Origin of the sequence: Halalkalibacter akibai JCM 9157 (genome assembly GCF_000513135.1) — a bacterium.
GTDB lineage: Bacteria > Bacillota > Bacilli > Bacillales > Bacillaceae_D > Halalkalibacter > Halalkalibacter akibai.
Map to the genome: position 1 here is coordinate 24,581 of NZ_BAUV01000015.1, position 25,019 is coordinate 49,599.

General features: G+C 33.8%; 27 protein-coding genes, 1 pseudogene and 1 riboswitch. Of the genes and pseudogenes, 27 read left to right on the plus strand and 1 reads right to left on the minus strand.

Translation table 11 applies throughout. The annotated features are described in order from the left end of the window. The 23 genes and pseudogenes from JCM9157_RS23375 to JCM9157_RS10315 all read left to right on the plus strand — a co-directional run bounded on the left by JCM9157_RS23375 (position 1) and on the right by JCM9157_RS10315 (position 20,987). On the plus strand, positions 1 to 480 hold the full coding sequence (locus JCM9157_RS23375) for a hypothetical protein (protein ID WP_052013073.1): 480 nt from the start codon (positions 1 to 3) through the stop codon (positions 478 to 480). A gap of 136 nt (positions 481 to 616) precedes the next feature. Further along, positions 617 to 1,600, plus strand: coding sequence for an aldo/keto reductase (locus tag JCM9157_RS10220; protein WP_035664436.1), 984 nt, complete (start codon positions 617 to 619; stop codon positions 1,598 to 1,600). A 143-nt stretch (positions 1,601 to 1,743) separates the two neighbouring features. Next, the gene (locus JCM9157_RS10225) at positions 1,744 to 1,974 is read left to right on the plus strand and encodes a hypothetical protein (protein ID WP_369384721.1); all 231 of its coding nucleotides are present in this window, start codon (positions 1,744 to 1,746) and stop codon (positions 1,972 to 1,974) included. Between the two features lie 10 nt (positions 1,975 to 1,984). Continuing rightward, positions 1,985 to 2,302, plus strand: a complete 318-nt coding sequence (locus JCM9157_RS10230) for a spore coat protein (protein ID WP_035664437.1) — start codon at positions 1,985 to 1,987, stop codon at positions 2,300 to 2,302. A gap of 243 nt (positions 2,303 to 2,545) precedes the next feature. Then, entirely contained in the window at positions 2,546 to 4,426 is a 1,881-nt protein-coding gene (gene htpG, locus JCM9157_RS10235; RefSeq protein WP_035664439.1) for a molecular chaperone HtpG, read from the plus strand. Positions 4,427 to 4,667: 241 nt separating this feature from the next. Continuing rightward, positions 4,668 to 5,093 carry a hypothetical protein gene (locus JCM9157_RS10240; RefSeq protein WP_035664440.1) on the plus strand — a complete coding sequence of 142 codons (426 nt, stop codon included), beginning with the start codon at positions 4,668 to 4,670 and terminating at the stop codon, positions 5,091 to 5,093. Positions 5,094 to 5,301: 208 nt separating this feature from the next. Beyond that, positions 5,302 to 6,942, plus strand: coding sequence for a putative polysaccharide biosynthesis protein (locus JCM9157_RS10245; protein ID WP_035664442.1), 1,641 nt, complete (start codon positions 5,302 to 5,304; stop codon positions 6,940 to 6,942). 222 nt (positions 6,943 to 7,164) lie between these two features. Beyond that, positions 7,165 to 7,250: riboswitch (cyclic di-GMP riboswitch) on the plus strand. Then, a complete protein-coding gene (locus JCM9157_RS10250; protein WP_035664445.1) occupies positions 7,223 to 7,498 on the plus strand; it encodes a hypothetical protein in 276 nt (91 codons plus the stop codon). (Overlaps the previous riboswitch by 28 nt.) A 125-nt stretch (positions 7,499 to 7,623) precedes the next feature. Continuing rightward, the gene (locus JCM9157_RS10255) at positions 7,624 to 7,908 is read left to right on the plus strand and encodes a late competence development ComFB family protein (protein WP_035664448.1); all 285 of its coding nucleotides are present in this window, start codon (positions 7,624 to 7,626) and stop codon (positions 7,906 to 7,908) included. A 181-nt stretch (positions 7,909 to 8,089) separates the two neighbouring features. Further along, complete coding sequence (locus JCM9157_RS10260) at positions 8,090 to 8,644, plus strand: RNA polymerase sigma factor (RefSeq protein WP_052013074.1); 555 nt, start codon at positions 8,090 to 8,092, stop codon at positions 8,642 to 8,644. Further along, complete coding sequence (gene spoIIP, locus JCM9157_RS10265) at positions 8,637 to 9,518, plus strand: stage II sporulation protein P (protein ID WP_052013075.1); 882 nt, start codon at positions 8,637 to 8,639, stop codon at positions 9,516 to 9,518. The genes JCM9157_RS10260 and spoIIP overlap by 8 nt, the downstream gene beginning before the upstream one ends. A 649-nt stretch (positions 9,519 to 10,167) precedes the next feature. Next, complete coding sequence (locus JCM9157_RS10270) at positions 10,168 to 10,569, plus strand: DUF5412 domain-containing protein (protein ID WP_439644341.1); 402 nt, start codon at positions 10,168 to 10,170, stop codon at positions 10,567 to 10,569. A gap of 218 nt (positions 10,570 to 10,787) precedes the next feature. After that, the gene (locus JCM9157_RS24620; protein ID WP_156321484.1) at positions 10,788 to 10,928 is read left to right on the plus strand and encodes a hypothetical protein; all 141 of its coding nucleotides are present in this window, start codon (positions 10,788 to 10,790) and stop codon (positions 10,926 to 10,928) included. A gap of 48 nt (positions 10,929 to 10,976) precedes the next feature. Next, positions 10,977 to 11,201, plus strand: a complete 225-nt coding sequence (locus tag JCM9157_RS26050; protein WP_081734130.1) for a double zinc ribbon domain-containing protein — start codon at positions 10,977 to 10,979, stop codon at positions 11,199 to 11,201. A gap of 274 nt (positions 11,202 to 11,475) precedes the next feature. After that, the gene (locus tag JCM9157_RS10280; protein ID WP_035664452.1) at positions 11,476 to 12,936 is read left to right on the plus strand and encodes an NADP-dependent isocitrate dehydrogenase; all 1,461 of its coding nucleotides are present in this window, start codon (positions 11,476 to 11,478) and stop codon (positions 12,934 to 12,936) included. Between the two features lie 243 nt (positions 12,937 to 13,179). Next, positions 13,180 to 13,623, plus strand: coding sequence for a GNAT family N-acetyltransferase (locus JCM9157_RS10285; protein ID WP_035664453.1), 444 nt, complete (start codon positions 13,180 to 13,182; stop codon positions 13,621 to 13,623). 94 nt (positions 13,624 to 13,717) lie between these two features. Further along, a complete protein-coding gene (locus tag JCM9157_RS10290) occupies positions 13,718 to 14,725 on the plus strand; it encodes a TIR domain-containing protein (RefSeq protein ID WP_035664454.1) in 1,008 nt (335 codons plus the stop codon). Beyond that, positions 14,722 to 14,898 (plus strand): hypothetical protein, encoded by a 177-nt coding sequence (locus JCM9157_RS24625; protein WP_156321485.1) that lies wholly within the window; start codon positions 14,722 to 14,724, stop codon positions 14,896 to 14,898. The genes JCM9157_RS10290 and JCM9157_RS24625 overlap by 4 nt, the downstream gene beginning before the upstream one ends. Positions 14,899 to 15,073: 175 nt before the next feature. Continuing rightward, positions 15,074 to 15,916 (plus strand): aldo/keto reductase, encoded by an 843-nt coding sequence (locus tag JCM9157_RS10295; protein ID WP_035664455.1) that lies wholly within the window; start codon positions 15,074 to 15,076, stop codon positions 15,914 to 15,916. Positions 15,917 to 16,048: 132 nt separating this feature from the next. After that, positions 16,049 to 16,960: a DMT family transporter gene (locus JCM9157_RS10300; RefSeq protein WP_035664456.1), complete on the plus strand. Its 912-nt coding sequence runs from the start codon at positions 16,049 to 16,051 to the stop codon at positions 16,958 to 16,960. Positions 16,961 to 17,205: 245 nt separating this feature from the next. Continuing rightward, positions 17,206 to 19,032 carry a MotA/TolQ/ExbB proton channel family protein gene (locus JCM9157_RS10305; protein WP_035664457.1) on the plus strand — a complete coding sequence of 609 codons (1,827 nt, stop codon included), beginning with the start codon at positions 17,206 to 17,208 and terminating at the stop codon, positions 19,030 to 19,032. Continuing rightward, positions 19,025 to 19,717 (plus strand): OmpA family protein, encoded by a 693-nt coding sequence (locus JCM9157_RS10310; RefSeq protein ID WP_035664458.1) that lies wholly within the window; start codon positions 19,025 to 19,027, stop codon positions 19,715 to 19,717. The genes JCM9157_RS10305 and JCM9157_RS10310 overlap by 8 nt, the downstream gene beginning before the upstream one ends. Before the next feature lie 312 nt (positions 19,718 to 20,029). Further along, positions 20,030 to 20,987 (plus strand): annotated as a pseudogene (locus JCM9157_RS10315) (TRM11 family SAM-dependent methyltransferase). 112 nt (positions 20,988 to 21,099) lie between these two features. Here JCM9157_RS10315 and JCM9157_RS10320 read toward each other — a convergent pair. Further along, positions 21,100 to 21,279, minus strand: a complete 180-nt coding sequence (locus JCM9157_RS10320) for a hypothetical protein (RefSeq protein WP_035664461.1) — start codon at positions 21,277 to 21,279, stop codon at positions 21,100 to 21,102. Between the two features lie 145 nt (positions 21,280 to 21,424). Here JCM9157_RS10320 and JCM9157_RS10325 point away from each other — a divergent pair, with 145 nt between their 5' ends. The 4 genes from JCM9157_RS10325 to JCM9157_RS10335 all read left to right on the plus strand — a co-directional run bounded on the left by JCM9157_RS10325 (position 21,425) and on the right by JCM9157_RS10335 (position 24,960). Next, complete coding sequence (locus JCM9157_RS10325) at positions 21,425 to 22,123, plus strand: response regulator transcription factor (RefSeq protein ID WP_035664463.1); 699 nt, start codon at positions 21,425 to 21,427, stop codon at positions 22,121 to 22,123. After that, positions 22,116 to 22,712, plus strand: a complete 597-nt coding sequence (locus JCM9157_RS23380; protein ID WP_052013076.1) for a hypothetical protein — start codon at positions 22,116 to 22,118, stop codon at positions 22,710 to 22,712. The genes JCM9157_RS10325 and JCM9157_RS23380 overlap by 8 nt, the downstream gene beginning before the upstream one ends. An 11-nt stretch (positions 22,713 to 22,723) precedes the next feature. Beyond that, positions 22,724 to 23,515 (plus strand): HAMP domain-containing sensor histidine kinase, encoded by a 792-nt coding sequence (locus JCM9157_RS10330; RefSeq protein WP_158318620.1) that lies wholly within the window; start codon positions 22,724 to 22,726, stop codon positions 23,513 to 23,515. 197 nt (positions 23,516 to 23,712) lie between these two features. Beyond that, positions 23,713 to 24,960 (plus strand): efflux RND transporter periplasmic adaptor subunit, encoded by a 1,248-nt coding sequence (locus tag JCM9157_RS10335; protein ID WP_035664465.1) that lies wholly within the window; start codon positions 23,713 to 23,715, stop codon positions 24,958 to 24,960. Positions 24,961 to 25,019 lie beyond the last annotated feature (59 nt).

Below are 25,019 nucleotides of genomic sequence, written 5' to 3' on the forward strand. Positions count from 1 at the left end.
ATGATTATTTGGAACATAGAAAAGCTGGCTCTTAAATTAAAAAATAATGAAATAACAGAAAAAGAGAAATTCATTTACTTCTTTATTTATATTGTATTAAGTGGTTTTGTAGGGTATTACACTATTGAATTTGCTTCTAATTTACAAAGGATGATAGAGCTACTGATTACTTCTATTATAACAATACTTGGTTTATTGTTTTGTTTTAACATCAATCAAAAAGGAGATGGAAAGGTCTTTATTGAAAGATATATTTGTTTAAGTTTACCGATTTCAATCAGAATAATTGTCTACGGTACACTTTTATATGGACTATATATGATTATCGCTTTATTCACCATGTCTGGATATTATGATCCTACAAACGATCTCTTACTTGATTTTGTTTACACTTTTTTGATTCAACTTGTTTTCTATGTACTGCTGTATCGTTGGATTCGAGTTATTGCTAATAATAAGGAGAATAAGAATTCTCAATAGGCACTATCATAAAATTAATTTGATTAATACCTTCTAAAAGCTTCAATAGTTTACAAATTGAAATGTTCTTGCTACTATAACGGAAGCAAGGAACCGCTTTCTCTACTCTAAAATAGACTTAGTTGGAGGTTATATAATGGACTATCGCAAGCTGGGTAATACTGATTTAAATGTAAGTGAACTAAGTTTTGGTACATGGGCAATTGGTGGCTCATGGGGTAATGTCAATGATGAAGAATCCTTAAGAGCACTTGAATATGCTATGGATAAAGGAGTTAACTTCTTTGATACAGCTGATGTTTATGGAGATGGACACAGTGAAGAACTTCTAGCCAAGGCAACGAAAGGAAAAGAAGATAAAATACACATTGCAACAAAATTTTGCCGTGCCGGTGACATACATAACCCAGAAACATATTCATACGACTCTGTTAAGAAATATTTAGAGCAGAGCTTAACACGTTTGAACCGTGACTATATCGACTTATATCAAATTCATTGTCCGCCAACGGCTATTCTAAAAGATGGCCAGGTGTTTGAAGTGTTAGATAAGCTTCAACAAGAAGGAAAGATTAGATATTACGGAGTTAGTGTCGAGACAGTTGAAGAAGGTCTTATTTGCTTAGAAAACCCCAATGTACGTGCCCTACAAGTGATCTTTAACTTGTTTAGACAAAAGCCTTTAGAAGAGCTTTTTCCAAAAGCATATAATAAAGGAGTTGGAATTCTAGCTCGAGTTCCATTAGCTAGCGGACTTCTTACAGGTAAATTTACAAAGGAAACCTCTTTTGAAGTAGACGACCATCGGAACTTCAACCGCAACGGTGAAGCTTTTAATGTTGGAGAAACATTTGCAGGTATTGAGTTTAAAAAGGGCGTTGAACTGAGTGAAAAGCTTCAATGGATTACAACTGGACGTGATCAAATGGCAAAAGCTGCATTGCGTTGGATTCTTGATCAAAAAGAAATAAGCTGTGTAATACCAGGTTTTAAAAATGTTAACCAAGTTGATAGTAATCTCCAGGCTAGAACGGTTCCTTCTTTTACATCAGAGGAACTAACTAAGTTAAAAGAATTTTACCAAAATGAAGTAAAATCACATATTAGAGGGCCGTACTAAGGCCAATACAGGACCCGAGTATCACAGATAAGCTGTGCATATTCGGGTTTTTTACATTAATCACACTAGTAAGGTAGTCATCATATCAGATTCTTGTTTAGCCATAGTTAATATTTCCACTTATTTCTAAGGAGTAAATATCCTTGGTTGAAGACAATAAGGTAGGAGAGGTGGTGAAGAATATGCAAAAAACACTAGGTGTTCATGAGAGTTTAGAATTGCATGAATTACTAACTTTTAAAAATCTTTGCCTTACTAAGGCAACAACCATGAAAGCAATCGTAAATTGTGAACAGCTTCAATCCTTAATGGAACAAGATATTCAAAACAGTACTCAGGCTATACAGCAATACCAAAGTCTAATGCAAAAATAGGAGCGATAAGATGAACGATTTTATCCAAAAAGTAACTGGTTTAGGTGCCATGACCGATCAAATTGTAGCAACAGATATGCTAATTTCTTCGAAAACAGCAATGAAAAACATAGCTTTTGCAATCACCGAAACCGTGACACCAGAAGTGCGAACAGTACTAACCCAACAACTTCAACAGTCAATCCAGCTTCATAATCAACTTTCAGATTACATGATTGAAAAAGGGTATTATCATCCATATGATTTAAATGAACAAGTAAAAGTTGATTTTGTTGCTGCACAAACGGCTCTATCTTTAACTAATCAAGGCCAACAAATCCAACAATAACGATAGAACCTTCACAAAGAGTGAAGGTTTTCTACGTTTAATGTTTAGGTACTTACCACTCCACTTATTAGTAATAAACATATTTCAAAATAAACGTTACAAAGATAGTCTTATTACTATCTACCAACATTTAAATCAATATTGACAGAGGGCAAAAGAATATGATAAATAAAAATAGAGTTAGCAATCACTAGTAGAGAGTGCTAATAATGATCATTAATTACATTGGAAGGGGAACTATTCATGGCGAAAAAACAATTCAAAGCAGAATCAAAACGACTATTAGAAATGATGATTAACTCAATTTACACACAGAAAGAAATATTTCTAAGAGAGTTAATTTCTAATGCGAGTGATGCTATTGATAAAATGTATTATAAGGCTTTAACGGATGAGTCGATTGTGTTTGATAAAGATCAATACTACATAAAAGTGGAAACAGATAAACAAAACCGCAAATTAACAATCACTGATACAGGAATTGGTATGACAAAAGAAGAGCTTGAAATTAATTTAGGTACAATTGCTAAAAGTGGCTCTTTAGCGTTTAAAAGTGAAAATGAATTAAAAGATGGACATGATATTATAGGTCAATTTGGAGTAGGCTTTTATTCAGCCTTTATGGTAGCTGATGAGGTTACGGTTACAAGTAAAGCTTTAGGTAGTCATGATGCATATAAATGGCAATCTGATGGAACAGACGGATATACCATTGAAGAAGCTGAAAAAGACACTTTTGGAACTACCATTGAATTAACGATAAAAGAAAATACAGAAGACGAAAACTATGACGAATACGTTGACTCTCATCGCTTACGAGCTATTATTAAGAAATATTCTGATTTCATACGTTACCCTATTAAAATGAATGTAACAGAAAGAAAACTTAAAGAAGGTAGTGACAATGAGTGGGAAGACTATACAGAAGTACAAACGATAAACAGTATGGTTCCCATTTGGAGAAAGAATAAAAGCGAGTTAACAACAGAGGATTACGAGAATTTCTACAAAGAAAAGCACTATGGTTTTGATAAGCCTTTAAAGCACATTCATATCAGCGTGGATGGTGCAGTGCGCTATAATGCTATTTTGTATATTCCAGAGAACATTCCATTTGATTATTACACGAAGGAGTATGAAAAAGGGCTTGAGCTTTATTCCAATGGTGTGTTAATTATGAATAAATGTTCGGATCTCTTACCTGATCATTTTAGCTTTGTTAAAGGTATGGTAGATTCAGAGGATTTATCTCTTAATATTTCTAGAGAAATCCTGCAACATGATCGTCAACTAAAATTAATTGCAAAGAACATTAACAATAAAATTAAAAGCCAGTTACAGAGTTTATTAAAAGATGAACGCGAGAAATATGAACAATTTTTTAAAGCTTTTGGTAGACAGATCAAATATGGTGTTTACACTGATTTTGGTTCAAATAAAGAGGCTTTACAAGATTTATTGATGTTCTACTCTTCTACTGAGAAGAAAATGGTTACATTAGCTGAATATACAGCTAGAATGCCAGAAGAACAAAAGTATATTTATTATGCTTCTGGAGAGTCGCATGAGCGAATTGAAAAATCACCGCAACTTGAACTTGTTACAGATAAGGGATATGAAGTGTTATACTTCACAGAAGATATTGATGAATTTGCGATCAAAATGCTAATAAATTATAAAGAAAAAGAGTTTAAATCCGTATCAAGTGGGGATTTAGGAATCGAACCAGATGATCAGATTGAAAAGACGGAATCAGAAGAGCAAGAACATCACGATCTTTTTGAAGCTATGAAGAAGATTCTAGCAGATAAAGTCAAGGATGTTCGAGTTTCTAAACGTTTAAGAACACATCCAGTGTGCTTAGCAACAGACGGTGAAGTAACCATTGAAATGGAAAAAATTCTACAAGCAATGCCTGATAACCAAAATATTAAAGCTGATAAAATTTTAGAAATCAACTTAAATCACGAAGTTTTCCAATCAATTAAGAAAGCTTTCCAAAATGATCAAGAGAAACTAAACCTATATACAAAATTATTGTACAACCAAGCTCTATTAATTGAAGGACTTCCAATTGCGGATCCTGTTGAATTTACTAATGATATGTGCAAAATTATGAACTAATTCATAGTCAGTAGATTATTACGAGGATCAGCTGAAAATGTCTATTTTCTCTTCGGTTTAAGAGGGGAAATTTAAAATCAGTCTAAATATAGAAATTGCTTATTGGATTAATCCAGAAGGTCCGTACCTTTTGGATTAATCTTTTTTATTGATACTGATACGACATTATTTTCGGGGTATTTAAGGTTTCAGGATAATTTAAAACTGATTTGAGCACAGTAAGGTGTAAAAGAGGGATTTTATGAAATTACTGAAACTATTATTTATTGTACTGTTATCCGTATTCATTTTTTCAGGAGCGGTTTCTGCGGGAACAACAATAGATAAAAATGAATTTATTTCTCAATTTGAAAAATCAGATTTTGAATTTAACATTATAGATCAAGTAGATATAGAAATTAATTTTGCTGCTTCACAAACGATTTTAAAATTAGACGATGGGCGCATTCATATTTTTGAATTTAGAGACCCTATAGAGATGGAAAATGAATCGCTTTTTGTTAGTAAAGATGGCTTTAGAATTGGTCATTCATTTTATAGTTGGGTGTCACAACCTCACTTTTATAAAAAAGGTAATATTATCGTTCTTTATGTAGGAGAAAACAAAGAAATCATTCGCTGTTTAGATAAATTGTTAGGTAAACCATTCGCGGGCCAAAATGATTGAAAAACGAGACGTTTTTAAGAGACTGAGTAACTTTTGCGTTCCTGTAAAAAAACAGGGGCGCTTTTCTATTTTCTTTTTATTCAAAGGAAATTAATGTTAAAATAACTGCAACAAAATGTGTACAAACATAATTATAGTTGACCTTATTTAATAATAGTTAGTCTTTATAATTTTCAATTGAAAATAATAGAATCAGGAGAAATGATGGATGTCAGATGCAAAACTTCTTCGTGGTACACTTGTTTTAACTGCTGCAACCTATATATCTAAAATGTTAGGTCTTATCTACGTTATTCCTTTTACAGCTATCGTGGGGCAAACAGGAAATGCATTATATCAATTTGGTTTTATTCCTTATACCGTTTTATTAAGTTTAGCAACACTAGGAGTACCTTTAGCTGTCTCGAAATTTGTTTCAAAATACCAATCTATGGGAGATTATCAAATCGGTTATCGGCTATTAAAGACAGGGATTCTTTTTATGGCCGTTAATGGTGTTATTGCGTTTCTTGTGTTATATGTTAGTGCACCTTTGATAGCGAGTTGGATTGTCATAGATCCTAACGAACTAAAAGGAAATTCAATGGAAGACGTGATCTTTACAATTCGAATGGTTAGTGTTGCTTTATTAATCGTTCCAATAATGGCAATCATACGAGGTTTCTTTCAAGGACATCAGTCGATGGGGCCCACAGCTGTTTCACAAGTTATTGAACAAATTGTTCGGATTATCTTTATCCTTTTAGCAGTCTATTTCATCATTTATGTAAAAGATGGTTCACTAGGATTAGCAGTTGGAATAGCAACACTAGGAGCTTTTTTTGGCGCTGGGGCAGGTATGATCGTATTATTATGGTATTGGATTAAAAGAAAATCTCTTATTTTGAACGAAGTAAAGTCTAGTACAGTCACACATACTCTTTCTCTAAAAGAAATGTATAAAGAAGTGATTGGCTATGCTATCCCTTTATCATTTATTGGATTGGCCATCCCCTTATTCCAATTAGTTGATTTATTTACAGTGACGAATGCCTTAAGCAAAAGTGGCTTAATGGCAGAGGGTGAACCCGTTACTTTTTTTGCCATTTTCAGTTCAACTGCTCATAAACTGATTCTAATTCCGATGGCATTAGCAACTGCTTTTTCGATTACGTTAGTACCAACTATCACTAAATCGTTTATATTAAATGATCGAAAGGCCCTACAACAACAGATTACAAAAACATTTCGTATTATCTTATTCTTTACGGTTCCGGCTATTGTAGGATTATCTACCTTATCATATCCTGTATTTAGTTTTTTTTACTGGCCTAATGAGGTAGAAATGGGTGGAATGGTATTAAGATACTACGCTCCGATTGCTTTATTTTTCTCTTTATTCGCTGTTTCAGGAGCTATTTTGCAAGGAATTAATAAACAAAGATTCGCGGTGATTGCACTCGTTTGTGGCTTAATTGTTAAGTTGTCTCTTAATTATATTCTTTTGTATCAATGGGGACCCCTTGGAGGAATATTCTCTACATACCTTGGATATGCTCTGTCAATCGCAATAATGTTATGGGCGATACGGAGATATGCTGGTTATCAATTTAATGAGCTGTTTAAAGAAACGACATCAGTATTTGTTTTTTCTACTATTATGGGCCTATATGCTTGGATCGTAATGATATACACTCAACATCATTTCCCTATCGTAAATTGGACTAGTGCTGCAATTGTACTAAGTTCAAGTGTGTTAGTTGGTTTTTCGATTTACATTCTTTTAGGCTATCGATTTGGTGTAATTCAATCTGTATTAGGTAATCGGTCAAGGCAACAATCGTTCAATAGTAAACAAAATGAGGACTGATAATCGGTTTTGACTCCTTCTTTAAATTAATTAACATAGACGCCTAAACTAAGATTGTAAAGTAAAGTTATCATCTAACCATTTACTTGTTAATCTATCTGTTAAATGGAAATACTACACAGAAAATAACTTTACTAATGCTGTTAAATTCCAATTTATCTAGTAGCCTATAATTGTATTTGACTTTTATTTATTAGTCTTCATAATAAACATATATAATAGTAGACGAAAGGGCAAAATCATTGAAAAATGATGACGCAAAACTATAGGAGCTAAGGGAATGGAAACTATGCTAGCCAGTTGCCGATATTCACCTTCCGTCTTATATTTTGGAGGAGGGGCGATCACATTGCCAGATTCGATTAAAAAGAAAAGAATGTTGATGTATGTTCAAAGACTAATCTGTAGAAGAAACACTTTATTCGAACAAATTGAAAACGAAAAACTCGTTGAATTAAAACAAATTTTGTTAGGTGAAGTGAAAGGAATGGACTTAGTCATTAAAGAGATGATTAAAGAATTTGACTTACCTGTAAACGAATTTAAGGGATTATAATATAGGTTACTTATTAAAGTAGTATTGCACGGATTATATTGGATATATTAGTTAAAGGGTTAATACTGGAATTGTTAACCTTTTTTTTTACTTCTAATTTGAATAACAACTAGGAAGGTCTGATTATGGAAACAAGAGGCTATAGGAATATCATGGAGGAAATTGTTGAAGTCTTGGTTGATATCCTTCTTACAGGGCCAGAGTATCAAGCTTTTTGTAAATGTAAGAAATGCAGGAATGATGTGATTGCACTCTCCCTTAATAGTTTATCACCTCAATATGCGACTACTCAAGAAAACAGACAAAGCATATATGAAAATTATAACCAACCAAACATGAGAAATTGGGTAAATAAAAGGATTATCAGTTCTTTACACATTGTCAATAAATACCCACAGCATAAGAAATAAATGATGAAAAAAGCCAACTTTTGAGTTGGCTTTTTTCTTATGGTAAACAGCAGTAATTGTATAATAGCTAATAGAACAGTTGGTTGTTAGTATTAGAAAAAGTAGAAAAAATAAAATCACTGTAACTTTTAATTTATAAAAACAGACTAATCTTTGAATAAAAGAAAATGGAGGTGAAGTCTTGAGTGGAAATAAAGAATTAGAAGAAGACATCAGAAGATTGTACGGCCTTTATTTTAATGATGTCTATCGGTTCATCGCATCGTTTATAAATAACCGAAATGATATCGAGGATTTAACACAAGAGGTATTTATGCGATTATTCAAATCTCTATCTACTTATAAAGGCCAATCAGAAATGAAAACTTGGTTATTTTCTATTGCTAAAAATGTAACTTTTGACCATCTACGTAAGGTAAAACGTCAAAACTTTCTTTATGAGTATTTACTAAAATGGTTACCAAATCAACAACAAGAAAAATTGACTGAAGATGTTGTAACTAGAAAAGAAGAGGTTTCTGCTCTTTATTCACATTTAAAAGATTTAAAGTATGATTACCGCATGGTTGTTCTTCTTCGAGGAGTGCACGAATTATCGATTATTGAAACAGCTAAGATAATGGACTGGACTGAGTCTAAAGTGAAAGTAACGTACCATCGCGCTCTTAAAATCTTAAAAAAGGAATTAGAAGCAACTGAGGAAATGGCGAAAGAGAGGTGGATAGATAATGGATAAAAAGGAAGATCAAGACATTCTTAACGAACTAAAACGAAAACATGCAGCTCTTATGCCGAGTAACCAATTTAAAAATGAATTAGAGGATAAGTTGATTCTAAAATTTTCAAAGAAACGTAATTTCACCTCTTTAATTCCAGCTTTTGGATTAAGCTTAGCTAGTATTATATTCTTTATTTTATTTATAAATTCAGAGGCGCTTCTTACTAATACAATGAATATACCAAGTGAACCACCACAAGTTTATATTTTGCATACTCATAATTACGAATCGTTTGTACCTGACTTAGAAAATTTAACAGCGAGTGATGTCCCTGTTGAAGAAGCACAACACCATGATTTAAATATCACATTAGTTGGTGAATATTTAAGTAAACAACTTCATGATAATGGAATAAATGCAATTCAGGAAAAAAGAGATGTTCAATCAGATCTTCTAAATAAAGGTTGGATGTACTCAAAGTCATACGATATTTCAAGAATTTACACGAATGAAGTGTTGAAACAACATGATTCTATTGAGCTTATATTGGATATCCATCGAGATTCACTTCCTAGAAATCGCACGACTATGAAGTATAATGATGAAGACGTTGCGAGAATTGTTTTTGTTGTGAATGGAAATCATTCAAATTATCAACCAAACTTGAGCTTTGCTGAAAAATTAAACCAAAGACTCGAAGAATATCATCCGGGCTTATCAAGAGGAGTAATACTTAGACAGGGTGCGTTCACTAATCATAATTATAATCAAGACTTGTCCGAAAAGTCGATCTTATTAGAGATTGGAGGTCCTGAAAATACGATCGAGGAAGTCAATAAGGCAGCTGGCTTTTTAGCGGAGGTGATTGTAGAGGTCCTAAAAGAAAAATAGTTTATTGTTTTTTAGATGCGATTACAGAACCTGGTAATCGCATCTATTTTTATGAAATTGAAGTTAGACAACTAATATATTTACAAGTTAATTTTCAAATAAGGTACAGTAATAGACCAAATAGCAGAGAAAATTTGTATAATTATGGTATTATTAATAAAACTACTTTTTCTACACAATTTCTCATTACACACAGAGGTTTGTTTGAATATTAAAAGAAAATAAAATTTTGAGAATTGCTGCTGGTGTGTGGGGATTAGTTGCTATTTTAAATTTATGGTTACTAATTTATATGTTAAACGACAGCTGCCTTTTGGTTTAATCATGATGCCGATTTTTGTTGTGACGATCCCTAATATTATCAATCTATCATTTTAAATTACATTCAATTGATTATCTTAGAATAGATAAGGAAGTCCTGTCTATTCATAAAGGTTTAGTTTTTCCTAGGAAGAAAATCCCTTTATCCGAAATTGAAGAAGGTCATGATTTAGGCACTTGGTTCGTTCTAATTTTAAAAACAGGAAATGAGATCGAAATCAATACAAAACTAATAACAATCAGAGATTACGAGAAGTTAAAAGACACATTAATGAAGTAAGTAACGATCAAATAAGAATTATTAGAATGTATTTGGAGGAAGATGTTATTGGATCACGACTATGAAGATGAAAAGAAGAAAGTTTACAAAAAACTAATTAAAAGTTTTTTTATAGGATTCTTACTAATTACTGGACTCATTACCTATGGCGTTTATTGGTTATTTTATGACTATAGTAGATTTAAACAAGAATTAATTGTGGAGTCAACTTCTCCAGGTGGTACATATACAATTAAAGCTTATCTCAATAATGGTGGCGCTACCGTTTCTTACACTGTTCTTGGCGAATTGGTTTTTAATCAACAAAACAAAAGACCTAAGAAAATATATTGGCAATATAGAGAAGAGAATGCAGATATAGTTTGGTTAGATGATCAGACCGTCCGCATCAATCAAGTGCAATTAGAACTTCCTCATCAAACGTATGATTATAGGAGAGGAGTAAAATAAAAGTATTGGAAAACAATTATTAATGGAGTAGGGTCCTTATGATCCTTACACTGTTTTTGAAACTCAAAGTAAAGAATATACGTAGATTAAGATGTTAGGAACTTTAACCAGAGGTGATCATGGTGGGGCAAAAGCAAATTATACCTGAGCAACATTTGAAAACTAGATCTCTTTTTAGATGGCTAGGTCCAGTTCTAATTTTTATTGGAGTAGTTTGTATGATAGTCGCATTCATTGATTTTTTTACAGCCGACTTTTTTAGAGAGCCGAGATTTTTTGGGCTATTTTTTGTAGCAATGCCATTTTTATTTGTTGGAATTAGTTTGTCGGGACTTGGCTATGGAGGAACGGTCGCATAGTACCAAAGCAGAGAATATGCTCCTGTTGCCAAAGATACCTTTAATTACTTGGCAAAAGAAACTTTTGGTGGGGTTAAAGAAATAACTAAGGCAGTTCAAGCAGGTCAAAATAGTAAAGCTTCTTTAACATGTCAAGGGTGCCTAAAACAAAATCCGAGTAACTCAAAATTTTGTAATGAATGTGGGAAGTCGCTTGTTCAAATCTGTGGAAAGTGTAACCATGAAAATGTAAAAGATGCTCGATTTTGTAATGATTGTGGCAGTTCATTTTGATCTTTTGGTAAGCTCATAGTAATGGCTAAAGCGTAAGGATAAGTTCGTTTAATTGAACTATCCTTTTTTTTATATTAATATTATATTGCAATAAATGAAATATATATTTCTCGGTTTAGAATTAATATCGTTTTTAGTGCATGTAGACGAAGATTAAAGAAAAACTAAGAAGGCTATTACTATTTTTAAGACATTACATAGCTACGTTCCTAATTTGTCTATATGGATTAAGGAAACGACATTCGATCATTGTAAGATTGGAAGGAGATTGACTATGACAGAAAAACGTAAAGTGACTATTGCTCGAGGAGACGGTATCGGTCCTGAAATAATGAACGCTACCCTAAAAATACTAGAACATTCGGGGGCACAGATTGAACCTGAATTTATTGATATCGGCGAAAAGGTATACATATCTGGTAATACAACTGGAATTCCAGACGAAGCATGGGAATCATTAAGACGAACTAAAATATTTTTTAAGGGACCAATAACAACTCCCCAAGGTGGAGGGTATAAAAGCCTTAACGTAACCATTCGGAAGACGTTAGGTTTATATGCAAATGTTAGGCCCAATGTTTCCTATGCACCATTTATACAAACAAAACACCCTGACATGGATCTCGTCATTATTCGTGAAAACGAAGAAGACTTATACGCTGGCATTGAGCATCAGCAAACGCCAGAAGTCGTTCAGTGTTTAAAGTTAATTACCCGCCCCGGTTGCGAAAAAATCGTAAGGTACGCATTTGAATATGCAAAAAAGAACAACCGCAAAAAGGTAACCTGCTTCACGAAAGATAATATTATGAAATTGACGGACGGTCTCTTTCACAAAGTTTTCAAAGAAATTTCGGTAGAGTATCCTGAAATTGAAACAGAGCATTGGATTATTGATATCGGAATGGCTAAAATCGCTGATTCTCCACAAGATTTTGATGTAATTGTCATGCCTAATTTATACGGGGACATTGCCTCTGATGTTGCTGCTCAAATTACGGGGAGTGTAGGACTTGCTGGTTCGGCAAATATTGGGGATCAAGTAGCGATGTTTGAGGCTATCCATGGAAGTGCTCCTGATATTGCTGGAAAAGGAATTGCCAACCCTTCTGGTTTAATTCAAGGGGCTATCATGATGTTAGTTCATATTGGTCAAGCTGACGTTGCTACTCGTATTCATAATGCATGGTTGAAAACATTAGAAGATGGAATTCATACAGGCGATATAGCAAAAGGCGGAGCATCTGTTGGTACGATGGAGTTTGCAGAGGCTGTAATCGAACGGTTAGGGCAAGAGCCTACTACGTTCAAACCAGTTCAATATAATAATGAAGACAACTCTAATGAAAATAATTTTAAACTAGCTCCACTCGTTAAAGATCGACCAAAATCTAATGTTGTTCGTGAATTAGATGGAGTAGATGTTTTCTTGTTTAATGATGACTTAACTCCTGATGAAATTGGAGAGAAATTAACAGCACTCGCTGAACCAGAATTCTCATTAGCTGTCATTACTAATCGCGGAGTCAAAGTTTATCCGAATGGCTTCCCTGAAACGTTTATGACAGATCATTTGCGCTGTCGTTTTCAGAAAAATGAAGAACAAGCTGTAACGAATGAAAGTATTATAAAATTATTAGCGCGCATTCAAGAATCGGGCTTGGACTTTATTAAGATTGAGAACCTGTATAAATTTAATGGTGAGCGAGGTTATTCTTTAGGTCAAGGTCAATAAATTTAAAAAGGGTATTCAATTTTTATTGGATACCCTTTTTGTTTGTTTTCAACTGTAAATATTAAATATTATATGTTTTTTGGATTTAGTGGGACGGAATGATTACACACTACCAATAAAAAGGAAGTTATTGTTATATTTTTTGAGCAATCGTAGCTGTTATTCTCGGTTTGTTATTCCTCAAGACGATACTTATTAGAAAAAACGTTACACAAATTTGATAAATAAAGAAGGAATTGAAAAATGACTGTAATCTATCAATCTTATATAGGAATACCAGAACCTGAAGTTTTAAAGGGGATAGCAGATTTACATCATCGAATATTCAATCAATCAGAAAACTTCTTATTGAAGATTCAAACAAAACCTGAATTATTATTTTTCGTTGCCATAGATCCTGAACAAAGAGTTATAGGTTTTAAAGTGGGCTATGCTGTTAATAATTCTTGCTTTTATAGTTGGTTAGGTGGGGTGGATGAACATTATAGAAGTGCTGGGATAGGTTCAACACTTATGTTAAAACAACATGCTTACTTAAAAGAGAATGGCTATAAAACCGTGCAAACGAAAACAATGAATAAGTGGCGCAATATGTTAATTTTGAACATAAAGTTGGGATTTAACGTCGTCTCAACATACACGGATGAAAAGGGATTACATAAAATCATATTAGAAAAATCACTTTAGTGAAAGAAAATTCATAGAGACAAAAAGAACTAATGTTCGGTATAATGGTATTATCTAATTTAAGGGAATGAAAATATTGAAAGGAAGACCATTCATGAAACCTAAAGTTTTTATTGGATCTGCACGAGAATCCATACGATATGTAAATGCCATTCAAGAACAACTATCCTATTGCGCTGAAGTAACTCCTTGGTCCGCTGGTGCGTTCAAAACACTGGAATATCCAATGGAAGCTCTTGAACGAGAGTTAACCCAAAATGATTTTGCTGTATTTGTCTTTTCTCCAGATGACGTTATTAATATTCGTGGTAGTATCTCTTTTATAACAAGAGACAATACTTTGTTTGAAATGGGCTTGTTTTGGGGGAGACTGAAGCGAGGTAGAGTATTTTACATAGTTCCTGACACAACTCCAGATACAAGCCATGCATCTGGGTTACGCCTTCCATCAGATTTAGCAGCATTGACAGTATTAACTTATCAAGTTCGAACTGATCAAAACTATAATGCTGCCGTGAATGTTGCCTGCGGGAAAATTCAATCAGCTATTGAACAATTAAGCTTTTTTCAAGATCCAGCAGTTCTTTTAGAGAGTGCATTAGAACATACTGAACAAGATTATGCAATCATACGTTTATTGAGAACGTTATCAAAAAGATTATTAGAAAATCCCTCAAAAAAGTATCAGTATTTATCAGACTCTGTTAGAAGTACGTATAAAGCGCCACCTTCTTTCTTTGTTGAAGGAATTGGTGTTTGGATAACAGAAGAAACGGAAGACCTTAGAGGATTGAGGCAAATTGCTGGAAATGAAGGATCTGGTAAGTTTTATGATTTTGGAGTAAACACAAACAAAGAAGCATCTGACCGCATTTTAGTTATTGATTGTCTACTCAATAGCGAAGAGCTGGTTCTTCTTAAGAGTGATATTACTTTTGATAAAACATATGTATTATGTTATCCTATTGGTAACGAAATCGTATTAACTGTGGCAATTAACGGAAGAAATGCGTTAACAGAAGAAGAAATTGACTCAATTTTTCTGGAAAACCATAAACTTTTGGGCATTATCAATTATCTTTTTGGAGGTGCTTCATCGTGAGTAAAACAGCTAAATCAATGATCAATACTTTAGGAAAAAATTCTTATAAAGTTGGAAAAGCTGTACCGGGTGTTCAAGCAATTATTACCTCTAAAAAAGGTGAAGAATCCGGAACCATTGTGTATAGAAGAAAAGCCGAATATCGTGAAGACCCTTTTGGTAAACGCGCGTAGAAGAGAGTGATACTCTCTTCTTTTTTATTTGCTCATTTAATTCATTTAAAAGTATGAACTTAATACAAAAATATGGTAATCTTAATCTATTGTTTTATCATTTAGAATAATATTCTTTTCGCATTGATTATTGCTATTAACATTGACAAAAAACAGAAATAGGAGTGGTCATCTTATGGAAAAATCAATCCCTGACATTATACTAAATGACGGTTTATCCATACCAGCTGTTGGTTTAGGTACATACTCACTTAAAGGAAATCAAGGGGTAGAAGCAATACAAAATGCAATTGACTTAGGATATAGATTACTTGACTCTGCTTATAATTATGAAAATGAAGGGACTGTTGGCGAGGCTGTTAGACGAAGTTCTATACCAAGAGATGCACTCAGGATAACTTCGAAGTTGCCCGGTCGCTATCAGACATATGAAAAAGCAGGTGTAACGATAGAAGAATCATTATATCGCGCTAATTTAGATTATTACGATTTATATCTAATCCATTGGCCCAATCCTAAACAAGACCTTTACGTCGAGGCTTGGCAGGCATTAATTGATGCAAAAAAGAAGGGACTTATTCGTTCTATTGGTGTATGTAACTTCTTACCAGAACATTTAGAACGATTAGAAAAAGAAACAGGTGTGAAACCAAGTATTAATCAAATTGAGTTACATCCGTTTTTCAATCAAGAACAATTAAGACTTTATCATGAGAAACATAATATTCAGATTCAATCATGGAGTCCATTAGCAAGAGCAAATGATGTTTTAGACAATCCTACTCTTTTTGACATAGCGAAAGAACACAATAAGTCCATATCCCAAGTTATATTAAGGTGGCATTTCCAACTAGGAGCGATCTCGATTCCAAAATCGGCCTCTAAAGAAAGACAGCTTGAGAACATCTCCATTTTCGATTTCTCTTTAACAGAATCAGAAATGAATTTAATTTCTAAATTAACAAGACCTGACGGAAGAATAAACAATCAAGATCCTGCAACATATGAAGAATTCTAAGGTAATAAATTGAATTATTATTTGAAGCGCTATCCATTTAATTGGGTAGCGCTTGATTAGCCTATAAGTCAAACTACATTTTCATTGTACAAATCAGAACAGTCATTCATTAGAAAGAGAGCAGGAAGGTCTATGAATAAATCTATAGGTATGTTATTAACTATTTCTATCATCGCCATTTCTTTTGCAGCGATATTCGTGAAATGGTCAGAAGCACCAGCAACTATTATTAGCATGTATCGTATGTATTTAGCTTCTCTTTTATTATCGCCGATCGTCTGGAAAAAAAGGAAAGAGTTTTGTAAGCTTTCTAATAAGGATTGGTTATTTTTAACAATGGCAGGGATCTTTCTTGCCCTCCATTTTGCTCTTTGGTTTGGGTCCTTAAAACTTACGACAGTTGCTAGTTCAACCATCATCCTTTCTTTACAGCCAATCGTTGCTTTATTAGGCGGTTTTCTTATTTATAAAGAAAGAATAAATCTGTTGATGGTGATTCCAATCGGTGTCTCAATGATGGGAGTTGTTTTAGTTGGGTGGGGAGATTTAGGTCATGGCAGTGTATCCGTCATGATTGGTAATCTACTATCTTTCCTTAGTGTCATCGCAGTTGTGGGTTATTTATTGATTGGACAAAGTAAAGTAAAGGCGATCTCTCATTGGATTTATAGCTTTTGTGTATTCTTTTTTGCAGGAATTGCTTTACATTTTTATAATCTAGTCGCCGGAATATCGATTACTGGGTATGACTCGAGAGAATGGGGAATATTTCTTCTTTTAGCTATTTTCCCAACACTAGCTCATGTGATATTTAATATGCTTTTAAATTATGTAAATACTACAACCATATCAATGAGTATTTTAGGTGAACCAGTAGGTGCTACTATTTTAGCTTTCCTGTTATTAAGAGAACAAGTGTTTTCATCACAAATAATTGGTGGTTTTCTAGCTTTAGTAGGTGTATTTATATTTTTAAAGCAACAGAAAAAACTCACTCAAACAAAATTGAAAGAAAAAGATCAAGCTAACAATGGTATTGCTTAACGTCGTATAACTTTGTTAAAAAATTGAACCCATCCTCTATACATTTGGATGGGTTTTTTCACTGTGAGTTTTACTTGAAGGAATTCCCTTACTCTATGAATGTTTTGTCCATCTTCAGAATAGCCATATACAAAGAGACGAAATGACCGCTTGAAAGTAGTTTTCATTTTAATGGTTGTTTGTCCTACGAGAATGGACCTAATATGGGATTTTGAAATGATTGATTTGGAAGAGGAGGGATTCAATTGATAGAAGCATTGTTAAAAATATTTTTAAGTGAACAGCAAGCTCAATCTGTTTTAGCAAGTCCAATTATTGAGATAATCTTTTTGGTGCTTCTCTGTTCCTTTGTAGCGGCCGTTTTTATTCACTTTATATTATTCAACCGGTTGAGAAGAATTCGTAATTTTATTCATGACAGCCAGTCACTCGATATTGCGCCTTTAAATAGATTCAAAGTAGAATTCGAGTTGAAAAATCAGCAGGAATCAGTAAATGTTGAGACATTTATTCAACAGAAATTCTCAAGTTGGCGTATGTTTAATTTGCCTGTTGTCAGTCTCATCAAAATGATTCAAATGACCGTATCAATTTTCATATTAATTGGCGTGCTAGGGACATTTATTGGACTTGCAATGTCTCTAGGTAGTATTGATTCAACAGGTGATCAGTTAGTAGAGAATGTAGCTCTCGTGCTTGCCGGAATAGATGTAGCATTCTACACCAGTATTGTTGGTATGGGTTTATCACTTATAATGACTGTCATTACACGCGTTGCTAATACCGAGTATCTACTAACAGATATTATGTTAAAAACAGAATCCTATTTAGAAGAAAACGAGCCTGATGCGATGGCTCGACTTATCGGAGTCTCAGAATCAATTCATGCCTCAATAGATCAGCTTCGTGAAACAAACCAGGAATCTTTACAAAGTATCGTTGACTCATTTAGTGGGTTTCAAGAATACACGGTTGGATTACAGCAATCTGCGAAAGATCTCGCCAAATTTAATGAGGGCCTTTCAGAAAATCTTAAAGATTTCACCGTGATTTTCGATAGTGTAAAAGAAGTTACACATGGTTTTGAAAAAGGCGTTACAAAGTTAAACAAGAACTTTGATCAATTATTTTCTTACTTTTATAAAATGGATCAAAGAAATGAAAAGATGACGAGTGCGTTCACAGAAACATATAAAAAAATTGATCAACTATCGAATTCACAAATAGAAACAATGAACGAATTTCAACAATCCGTTGTTGATTTGAAGGATTATTTCTCAACCATTGCAGGAAGACAAGAAGCGATACAATCTTCTTTTGAAAGAATGAATGCACAAAGTGATCAACTAGTAAAAACAATGAAAGAGAACAATAAACAATTTGAACGAATTTTCGGAGAAGATGTTAGCCAGAAACTTGGTGGAATTAATACGTATTTAAATGATTTAAGAAATGATTTCTATAAGCTTAGCAACTCAATTGAACGTTTACCAGATGAACTAGAAACGATTAACCGTGCACAAGGAGAATATAAGAACCTGTTATCAAACCGTTTTGACGAGTTAAAGCAGTTTAATCATGAGTTTCATAATCACTTAAAAGCCCATGCTGTTAACTCACAAGCATACGAAAAATATTTAAAGGATGCTTCAAAATTTTATGAACAATTAGGAATGAGCAATGATCAACTACTAAACGAGATCAATCGTACTATCACGCAAATGTCCGACTCTTATTCTCAGAGGGAAAATCAACTTGAGTCAAATGTAGGAATGCTAAAAGATACGCTTACTAGATATGTCACTAATTTAGAAGGAACTCTTGGTGATAAATTAGAAAAAACAAGTAGAAACATTGGCGATTACGTTATTGATATAAGTGATGCGATGAAAAGAGAATTTAAACAAATAGGTGAAATAACTGAAGAAAGTCAACTTAAAAATGCTCGCTATTTACAACAGACCATCCAAGAATTAAATCAAGAAATGCAACAACTGAATCGTCAACTACATCTACTTTCACAAGAGCCAGTTAGAGAAAATCGTCGAATAAGGGTTGGCACTAATGATTAATAAGTATAAACGGTTATTTCATCGCGAAGAAGAGGAAGGACATTTTTGGCCGTCTTTTACAGATTTATTAACGGTGATATTACTCTGCTTTATACTCATTTTCATTATAATGATGGTGATTAAATCTTACCAAATTGAGGAAATGAAAAAAACGATCGACCAGATTATGGGAGTTAGGGTCAATATCATACAAGATTTAAATGAAGAGTTTTCAGATTCACATTTACGTATTGAAATTGATGAGCAAACAGGGGCTTTGATCTTTAACACAGACATTTTATTCGAATTTGATGCAGCTGTCTTAAAACCAGAGGCATTTGAATTTCTAGATGAGTTTGTACCTGCTTATTTAGACGTATTACTAGAAAATGGCTATGAGGATTATATTTCAGAGATTATTATAGAAGGTCATGCTGATAGGCATGGAAGTTATTTATATAATCTTGAGTTGTCCCAACAAAGGGCATTTAGCGTAGCTGAGTATATTCTAAGTGATGATTTTCCTTATAAAAACATTCAAGAACATCTCAAAACGAAATTAACTGTGAACGGAAGATCTTTCACAGAAGGGCGTAATGACTCAGAAGGAAACTATAGCAATCAAGCTTCCCGTCGAGTAGAGTTTAAGTTTCGTTTGAAAGATGAAGAAATTTTGGAAAAAACGCGCGAGTTACTAGGTCAGTGAAGAGCGTAGTCTGAAACCTGTTGGTTACTTCTTGGACACAGAAGCCTCTATTGGGCTAAAATGGGATCGTTTTTATGTGAATTTCTGTTTTTAGAGGCTCTGGTGTCCATTTCCAACTCAAAAAAAGACAATTTACTATAATAACGGCTCGTGTGTCCGTACCTACTATCACTCAACTATTTTATTTAAGAGAGCACTTGGATTAACTGATCAGTTATCCAAGTGTTTTCTCATGGAAGGACTTCTACCAAAAAAAGATCATATCCCTTATAATAAGGGAACAAAAGATCATACAAGGTGGAATTACCAGAAATGTTATTAACCAAATACAAACCAATTCACTATTTATATATATATTCAAGACACGAGGATGAGGTTTCTCTATGTGATTTAGAGACGAGAGCTTTATTTGGAAAAGATGCTGATTCCATCATTTTAGAAAGCAATTTAGATATAGATCCAAGCAGAAGTCCGTTTATAAAAGAGAAAATAGACGTGTTATTTCAAGTTGAAACGCTAGAGCAACTGAAAACCCAACTAGTAGATTTTGTTATTAAAGACCATACTTTTAAAGTCACATTGATTAAAAATACCGAACTAGAAAAACATGACAAAATTGATTTTAAGATGAGACGGAATATTGAAAAAAATATCGGTCTTCTCATAAAAGGAACAGTTGATTTAAATAATGCAGATATCACATTTGGAATTATGAGAGTAAAAACAGGGTGGGTGTTTGGCTTACATCAAAAAAGTGAGGCTATCTGGTTACATCATCAACAGAAACCGCATCAATATTCAACTGCCCTTAGTACACGAGTTGCAAGAGCAGTCGTTAATATCGCGGTTCCAAACCCTGCTAATAAAAAAGTAATTGATCCTTGTTGCGGAATTGGCACAATTTTAATTGAAGCTTTGTCAATGGGTATATCTATAACTGGGAGAGATATAAATCCTTTGGTATTACCTGGTACAAGGGAGAATATATCTTTTTTTGGTTATCATACTGAAGTGATATTGGGAGATATAAGAGATGTCTGTGAAAAATATGATATCGCCATTGTCGATATGCCATACAATTTATGCTCAGTCCTTTCAACACAGGAACAACTTGATATGTTAAAAAAGCGCGCGTGCTTTTGCGAATAAAGTGGTCGTGGTCACAATTGAACCAATTGATCAGGCAATAAAAGAAGCAGGATTTACCATCATGGATCGTGGGGTAGCTAAAAAAAGTTCATTCACAAGGCAAATAATTGTTTGTGAATAATTCCAGAAGCTAAGAGATTGTTATATTCTCTTAGCTTTTTTGATTGCTAATATTTAAGACCACAATTAATATCTGCAATAAAATTCACCCTACAAAAAAATCTATGACTCACTCAAGAAAAGAAATTATTGACTGCCAGGTCGTACATCCTTTTCTTCCTGGCCAATGCTTCCATCCCAATTTGTTCTTGTACATCTAATTGGATTTTCTTTTCTGTTAATTCCTCATTTTTAAAACTTAAGTCAGGTTGAATATTGTTGTTTCTACTTGCTTGTTTATTCCAATCACCCATATCATTCACCTCCATTTGCTATAAGTATGTGGTAAAAAGACCACGAATATGATTGACTCTCTCATCAGACATTCACACTTGCAGTTGTGTATCTAAAGCGTTACGATTTAGAAATAATTAATTTGTTTATAGAGAGGAACGGACAATGATAAAACAATTAAAGGTGTTGATTATTGAAGATGATCCTAACATTTCAGACCTCATTCAAATGTATACAGAAAAAGAGAATTTCAAGTCCATCATTGCGAATAATGGAGAAGAGGGCCTAAGCAAATATTATGATGAAGATCCTGACTTTGTTTTACTTGATATTATGTTACCAGAGATAAATGGTTGGGATATATGTCAGCTTATTCGAAAAGATAAAAGTTTTATCCCCATTATCATGCTAACTGGAAAAGGAGAAAATTACGATAAAATTAAGGGTCTTGAAATAGGAGCTGATGATTACATTGTTAAACCTTTTGATCCTAACGAATTAATTGCTCGGATGAAAGCTGTAATAAGAAGAGCGTATCCTGCACAGGAGTTAAAAGAAGACATAGAACTTCCATCATTATTAATTGATATTACTCAATATAAAGTATATAGAAATGATACTCAGGTTATTATGCCTCCTAAAGAACTCGAATTGTTATATTTCCTAGCTTATTATCAGAATCAAGTATTTACTCGCCAACAGTTACTAGAAAAAATTTGGGGGATGGAGTATGAAGGTGATCCGCGTACAATTGACGTTCATATTAAACGAGTTAGAGAAAAAATTGGCGATCATTCGCCATTATGGACATTAAAAACAATAAGAGGAGTAGGTTATAAATTCGAGGTAAATGCCGATGTGTAAACGTAAAAGCATTTTTCTGAAGTTATTTTTAACGACTCTTCTCATTTTATTTACTTCATTGGTGTTTTTTGGAATTATATTTAATTATTTGGTTCATAATGTCTTTTTTAACTCTGCTAAAGAAAGTTTAAATCATCAACGCGAACAATTGGTTCATCATCTAAATTTAGCCTATGAAGAGAATTGGGACCGTGACGTAATTCAAGCATCTCTTGAATTAGCACTGGATCAAGAAGATAAGGTCACATTCATTTTTGGACAAGATCTAGAATTAAAGTATAAATCTATGCAAACAGGGATTGAAGATATCATCATTGAGCGTGAAATTGTTCAATCAGCCTTGAGTGGAGAAGAGGTTACAAAGATCATTCGAGTTCAACAAGATCGAATGTTTATTGTTGCTGCTCCAATGGTAGTAGAATCTGATGTACAGCCCAATCATGTTATTGTATCGGTTTTACATGGTTATGATAGAGAAGCTAGCCAAATCAAAATTATAAACTTAATTGCGCTTCTTATAACCGTGTTGTTTACAGCTATTATTATTTTCTTTGTATCACGGAAGATTACTTCACGCTTCGCGAAATGAATAATGTTGTTTTGAGATTTGCAAAAGGTGACTTCTCTAGAAAAGTAAAAATTGCGACGAAAGATGAGATTGGACAATTAGGTCATAGTGTGAACTACATGGCTAAAGAACTTGAAAGTATTGAACAAATGCGCAGAGATTTCGTCGCAAATGTTTCACATGACTTACGTTCACCTCTTACATCTATAAAAGGGTTCTTAGTCGCTTTCATTGACGGCACTATTCCAGAGCAAAAGAAATCTCGTTACTTATCAATTATGAAAAGCGAAACAGAAAGACTTATCAAATTGGTAAATGATTTACTTGATATCACTAAACTCGAATCAGCTGAACTGACTATAAATCCAACAAGTTATAATATTAGCGAGCAGCTGAGACTTGTTATCGCTAAAATGGAACCTGAACTTTCAAAATTCGAAATTGAAGTTGAATTGGATGAGGAGGAAGATTATTTTGTCTTTGCCGATTCAGATCGAATCGAGCAAGTATTTATCAATTTACTTCAAAATGCGATTCACTTTTCAACGAGGCAACAAGTCATATATATCAAGATGAAGAAAGTCGAGAATATGCTGTCGGTTTCCATTAAAGATGAAGGTAAGGGCATCAACGAAGAGAATCTGAAAAAAATCTGGGACCGATTTTATAAAGTTGATCAATCTCGAACGAATAACCTTGGCACAGGTATAGGTTTGTCAATTGTTAAACAAATTATCGATCTACATCAGACAGAGATTGAAGTCACGAGTGAGTTAGGTAAAGGAACCACGTTTACGTTTAAACTACAATTATCAGGTGAATAAAAATTATAAATAGCCTAAAGTCCTTCTAGATTGAGAGGACTTTAGGCTATTTTACTAAGTAAATATGACAAATTCTCTAAAAAAATTTATGTAACTTATGAATATCTAGCATTTGTTCATATTCTGTTCATGTTCGGATGTTACAATATGAAAGGTTGTGGAATAGTTATCTTATATATCTGACGGAGGTTAAGTGAATGACTGTAAATAAAAACATATGGTTAGCTCTTATCGTATTGTTATTACTAATAACCGGATGTAGCTCAGAAGCTTCTAATGTGGTAAGCAGTGATGAAGAAGCAGAAGCTCCTGTACACCCTGTTGAAATTGCTGAAATTAACAGAGGTATCTTATCAAATGAATTAAAACTACCAGGGACCATTATGGCAGGGAAGCATATGCCTGTATTACCGATGTTAACTGGTGAAGTAACCGTTGTTCATGTGAAAAATGGAGACACTGTAAAACGTGGTGATACCCTAATTGAATTAGATGCTTCTGATGTTGAATTAAACATTGCCCAAGCTCGTGCGGGATTAGATGCTGCAAAAGCGAACTTAAATAGTGCTAAAACAATGCGCGATCAAAGTATTAAGCAAGCTGAGCTTCAATTAAGTCAAGCTAGAGATATGCACCAAATGCTTACTAATGCTGAGGTTCCGTCTGATGTTGTGTTAGACGATGTTCCAGAAGAACTACAAGCAGTTTTTGGAACTTTATTAGGTAGTAACATGCCAACAGAACATGATATTAACCAAGCAAAAACGGCTGTAAAACAAGCAGAGATGGGACTCGAGCAAGCGAAATCTTCTGCTCAAATTGATGCTGCTCAAGCATCTGTGAAACAAGCAGAGATTTCAGTACAAATGGCTGAACAGCAAAAAACACATGCAGTCGTTACAGCACCAATGGCGGGACAAGTAACGGGCTTTAATACAATTGTTGGAGAAATGGTATCCCCACAGGCACCACTCTTGCAACTAGTTCAAATGGACTCACCTATCGTACAATTAAGTGTAACCGAGTCAATGTTACCAAGTATTGAACTTGATCAGTCTGTTCAAGTATATGTGAAATCTTTCAATCAATCATATGAGGGACGAATTAAATATATTAGTTTATTACCTGGTGAGCAGTCCCGCTCTTATCCTGTTGAAATTGAACTAGTCAATCCAGATGAGAACCTTCGAGTTGGTATGCTTGCTGAGGTTGTGATTGAGACCGCTATAGCAAACGAACAAGTACTTCTTCCTGTTGCAGCAGTAGTCGAAGAAAATAACGAGCAATTTGTTTATGTTATCAAGGATGATGGAGACCAAGTTGAAAGACGTGTCATCTCTATAGCAAATGAGACGGCGGAATGGTTTGCCATAGAAGATGGTTTAAACGAAGGCGACTTTGTCGTCATAAGAGGTAATCACCAATTATACGATGGAGCCTTATAAACATCCGTAATGAGGTTACACCAGTTCGAAACATAGAGGAAGCAGCAGAAGACAGTGAA

Bases quoted from the DNA above. Each gene is read 5' to 3' on its own strand.
- JCM9157_RS23375 (WP_052013073.1), top strand. From the start codon at position 1: ATGATTATTTGGAACATAGAAAAGCTGGCTCTTAAATTAAAAAATAAT.
- JCM9157_RS10220 (WP_035664436.1), top strand. From the start codon at position 617: ATGGACTATCGCAAGCTGGGTAATACTGATTTAAATGTAAGTGAACTA.
- JCM9157_RS10230 (WP_035664437.1), top strand. From the start codon at position 1,985: ATGAACGATTTTATCCAAAAAGTAACTGGTTTAGGTGCCATGACCGAT.
- htpG (WP_035664439.1), top strand. From the start codon at position 2,546: ATGGCGAAAAAACAATTCAAAGCAGAATCAAAACGACTATTAGAAATG.
- JCM9157_RS10240 (WP_035664440.1), top strand. From the start codon at position 4,668: ATGAAATTACTGAAACTATTATTTATTGTACTGTTATCCGTATTCATT.
- JCM9157_RS10245 (WP_035664442.1), top strand. From the start codon at position 5,302: ATGTCAGATGCAAAACTTCTTCGTGGTACACTTGTTTTAACTGCTGCA.
- JCM9157_RS10250 (WP_035664445.1), top strand. From the start codon at position 7,223: ATGGAAACTATGCTAGCCAGTTGCCGATATTCACCTTCCGTCTTATAT.
- JCM9157_RS10255 (WP_035664448.1), top strand. From the start codon at position 7,624: ATGGAAACAAGAGGCTATAGGAATATCATGGAGGAAATTGTTGAAGTC.
- spoIIP (WP_052013075.1), top strand. From the start codon at position 8,637: ATGGATAAAAAGGAAGATCAAGACATTCTTAACGAACTAAAACGAAAA.
- JCM9157_RS24620 (WP_156321484.1), top strand. From the start codon at position 10,788: ATGATAGTCGCATTCATTGATTTTTTTACAGCCGACTTTTTTAGAGAG.
- JCM9157_RS10280 (WP_035664452.1), top strand. From the start codon at position 11,476: ATGACAGAAAAACGTAAAGTGACTATTGCTCGAGGAGACGGTATCGGT.
- JCM9157_RS10285 (WP_035664453.1), top strand. From the start codon at position 13,180: ATGACTGTAATCTATCAATCTTATATAGGAATACCAGAACCTGAAGTT.
- JCM9157_RS10290 (WP_035664454.1), top strand. From the start codon at position 13,718: ATGAAACCTAAAGTTTTTATTGGATCTGCACGAGAATCCATACGATAT.
- JCM9157_RS10295 (WP_035664455.1), top strand. From the start codon at position 15,074: ATGGAAAAATCAATCCCTGACATTATACTAAATGACGGTTTATCCATA.
- JCM9157_RS10300 (WP_035664456.1), top strand. From the start codon at position 16,049: ATGAATAAATCTATAGGTATGTTATTAACTATTTCTATCATCGCCATT.
- JCM9157_RS10310 (WP_035664458.1), top strand. From the start codon at position 19,025: ATGATTAATAAGTATAAACGGTTATTTCATCGCGAAGAAGAGGAAGGA.
- JCM9157_RS10320 (WP_035664461.1), bottom strand. From the start codon at position 21,279: ATGGGTGATTGGAATAAACAAGCAAGTAGAAACAACAATATTCAACCT.
- JCM9157_RS10325 (WP_035664463.1), top strand. From the start codon at position 21,425: ATGATAAAACAATTAAAGGTGTTGATTATTGAAGATGATCCTAACATT.
- JCM9157_RS23380 (WP_052013076.1), top strand. From the start codon at position 22,116: ATGTGTAAACGTAAAAGCATTTTTCTGAAGTTATTTTTAACGACTCTT.
- JCM9157_RS10335 (WP_035664465.1), top strand. From the start codon at position 23,713: ATGACTGTAAATAAAAACATATGGTTAGCTCTTATCGTATTGTTATTA.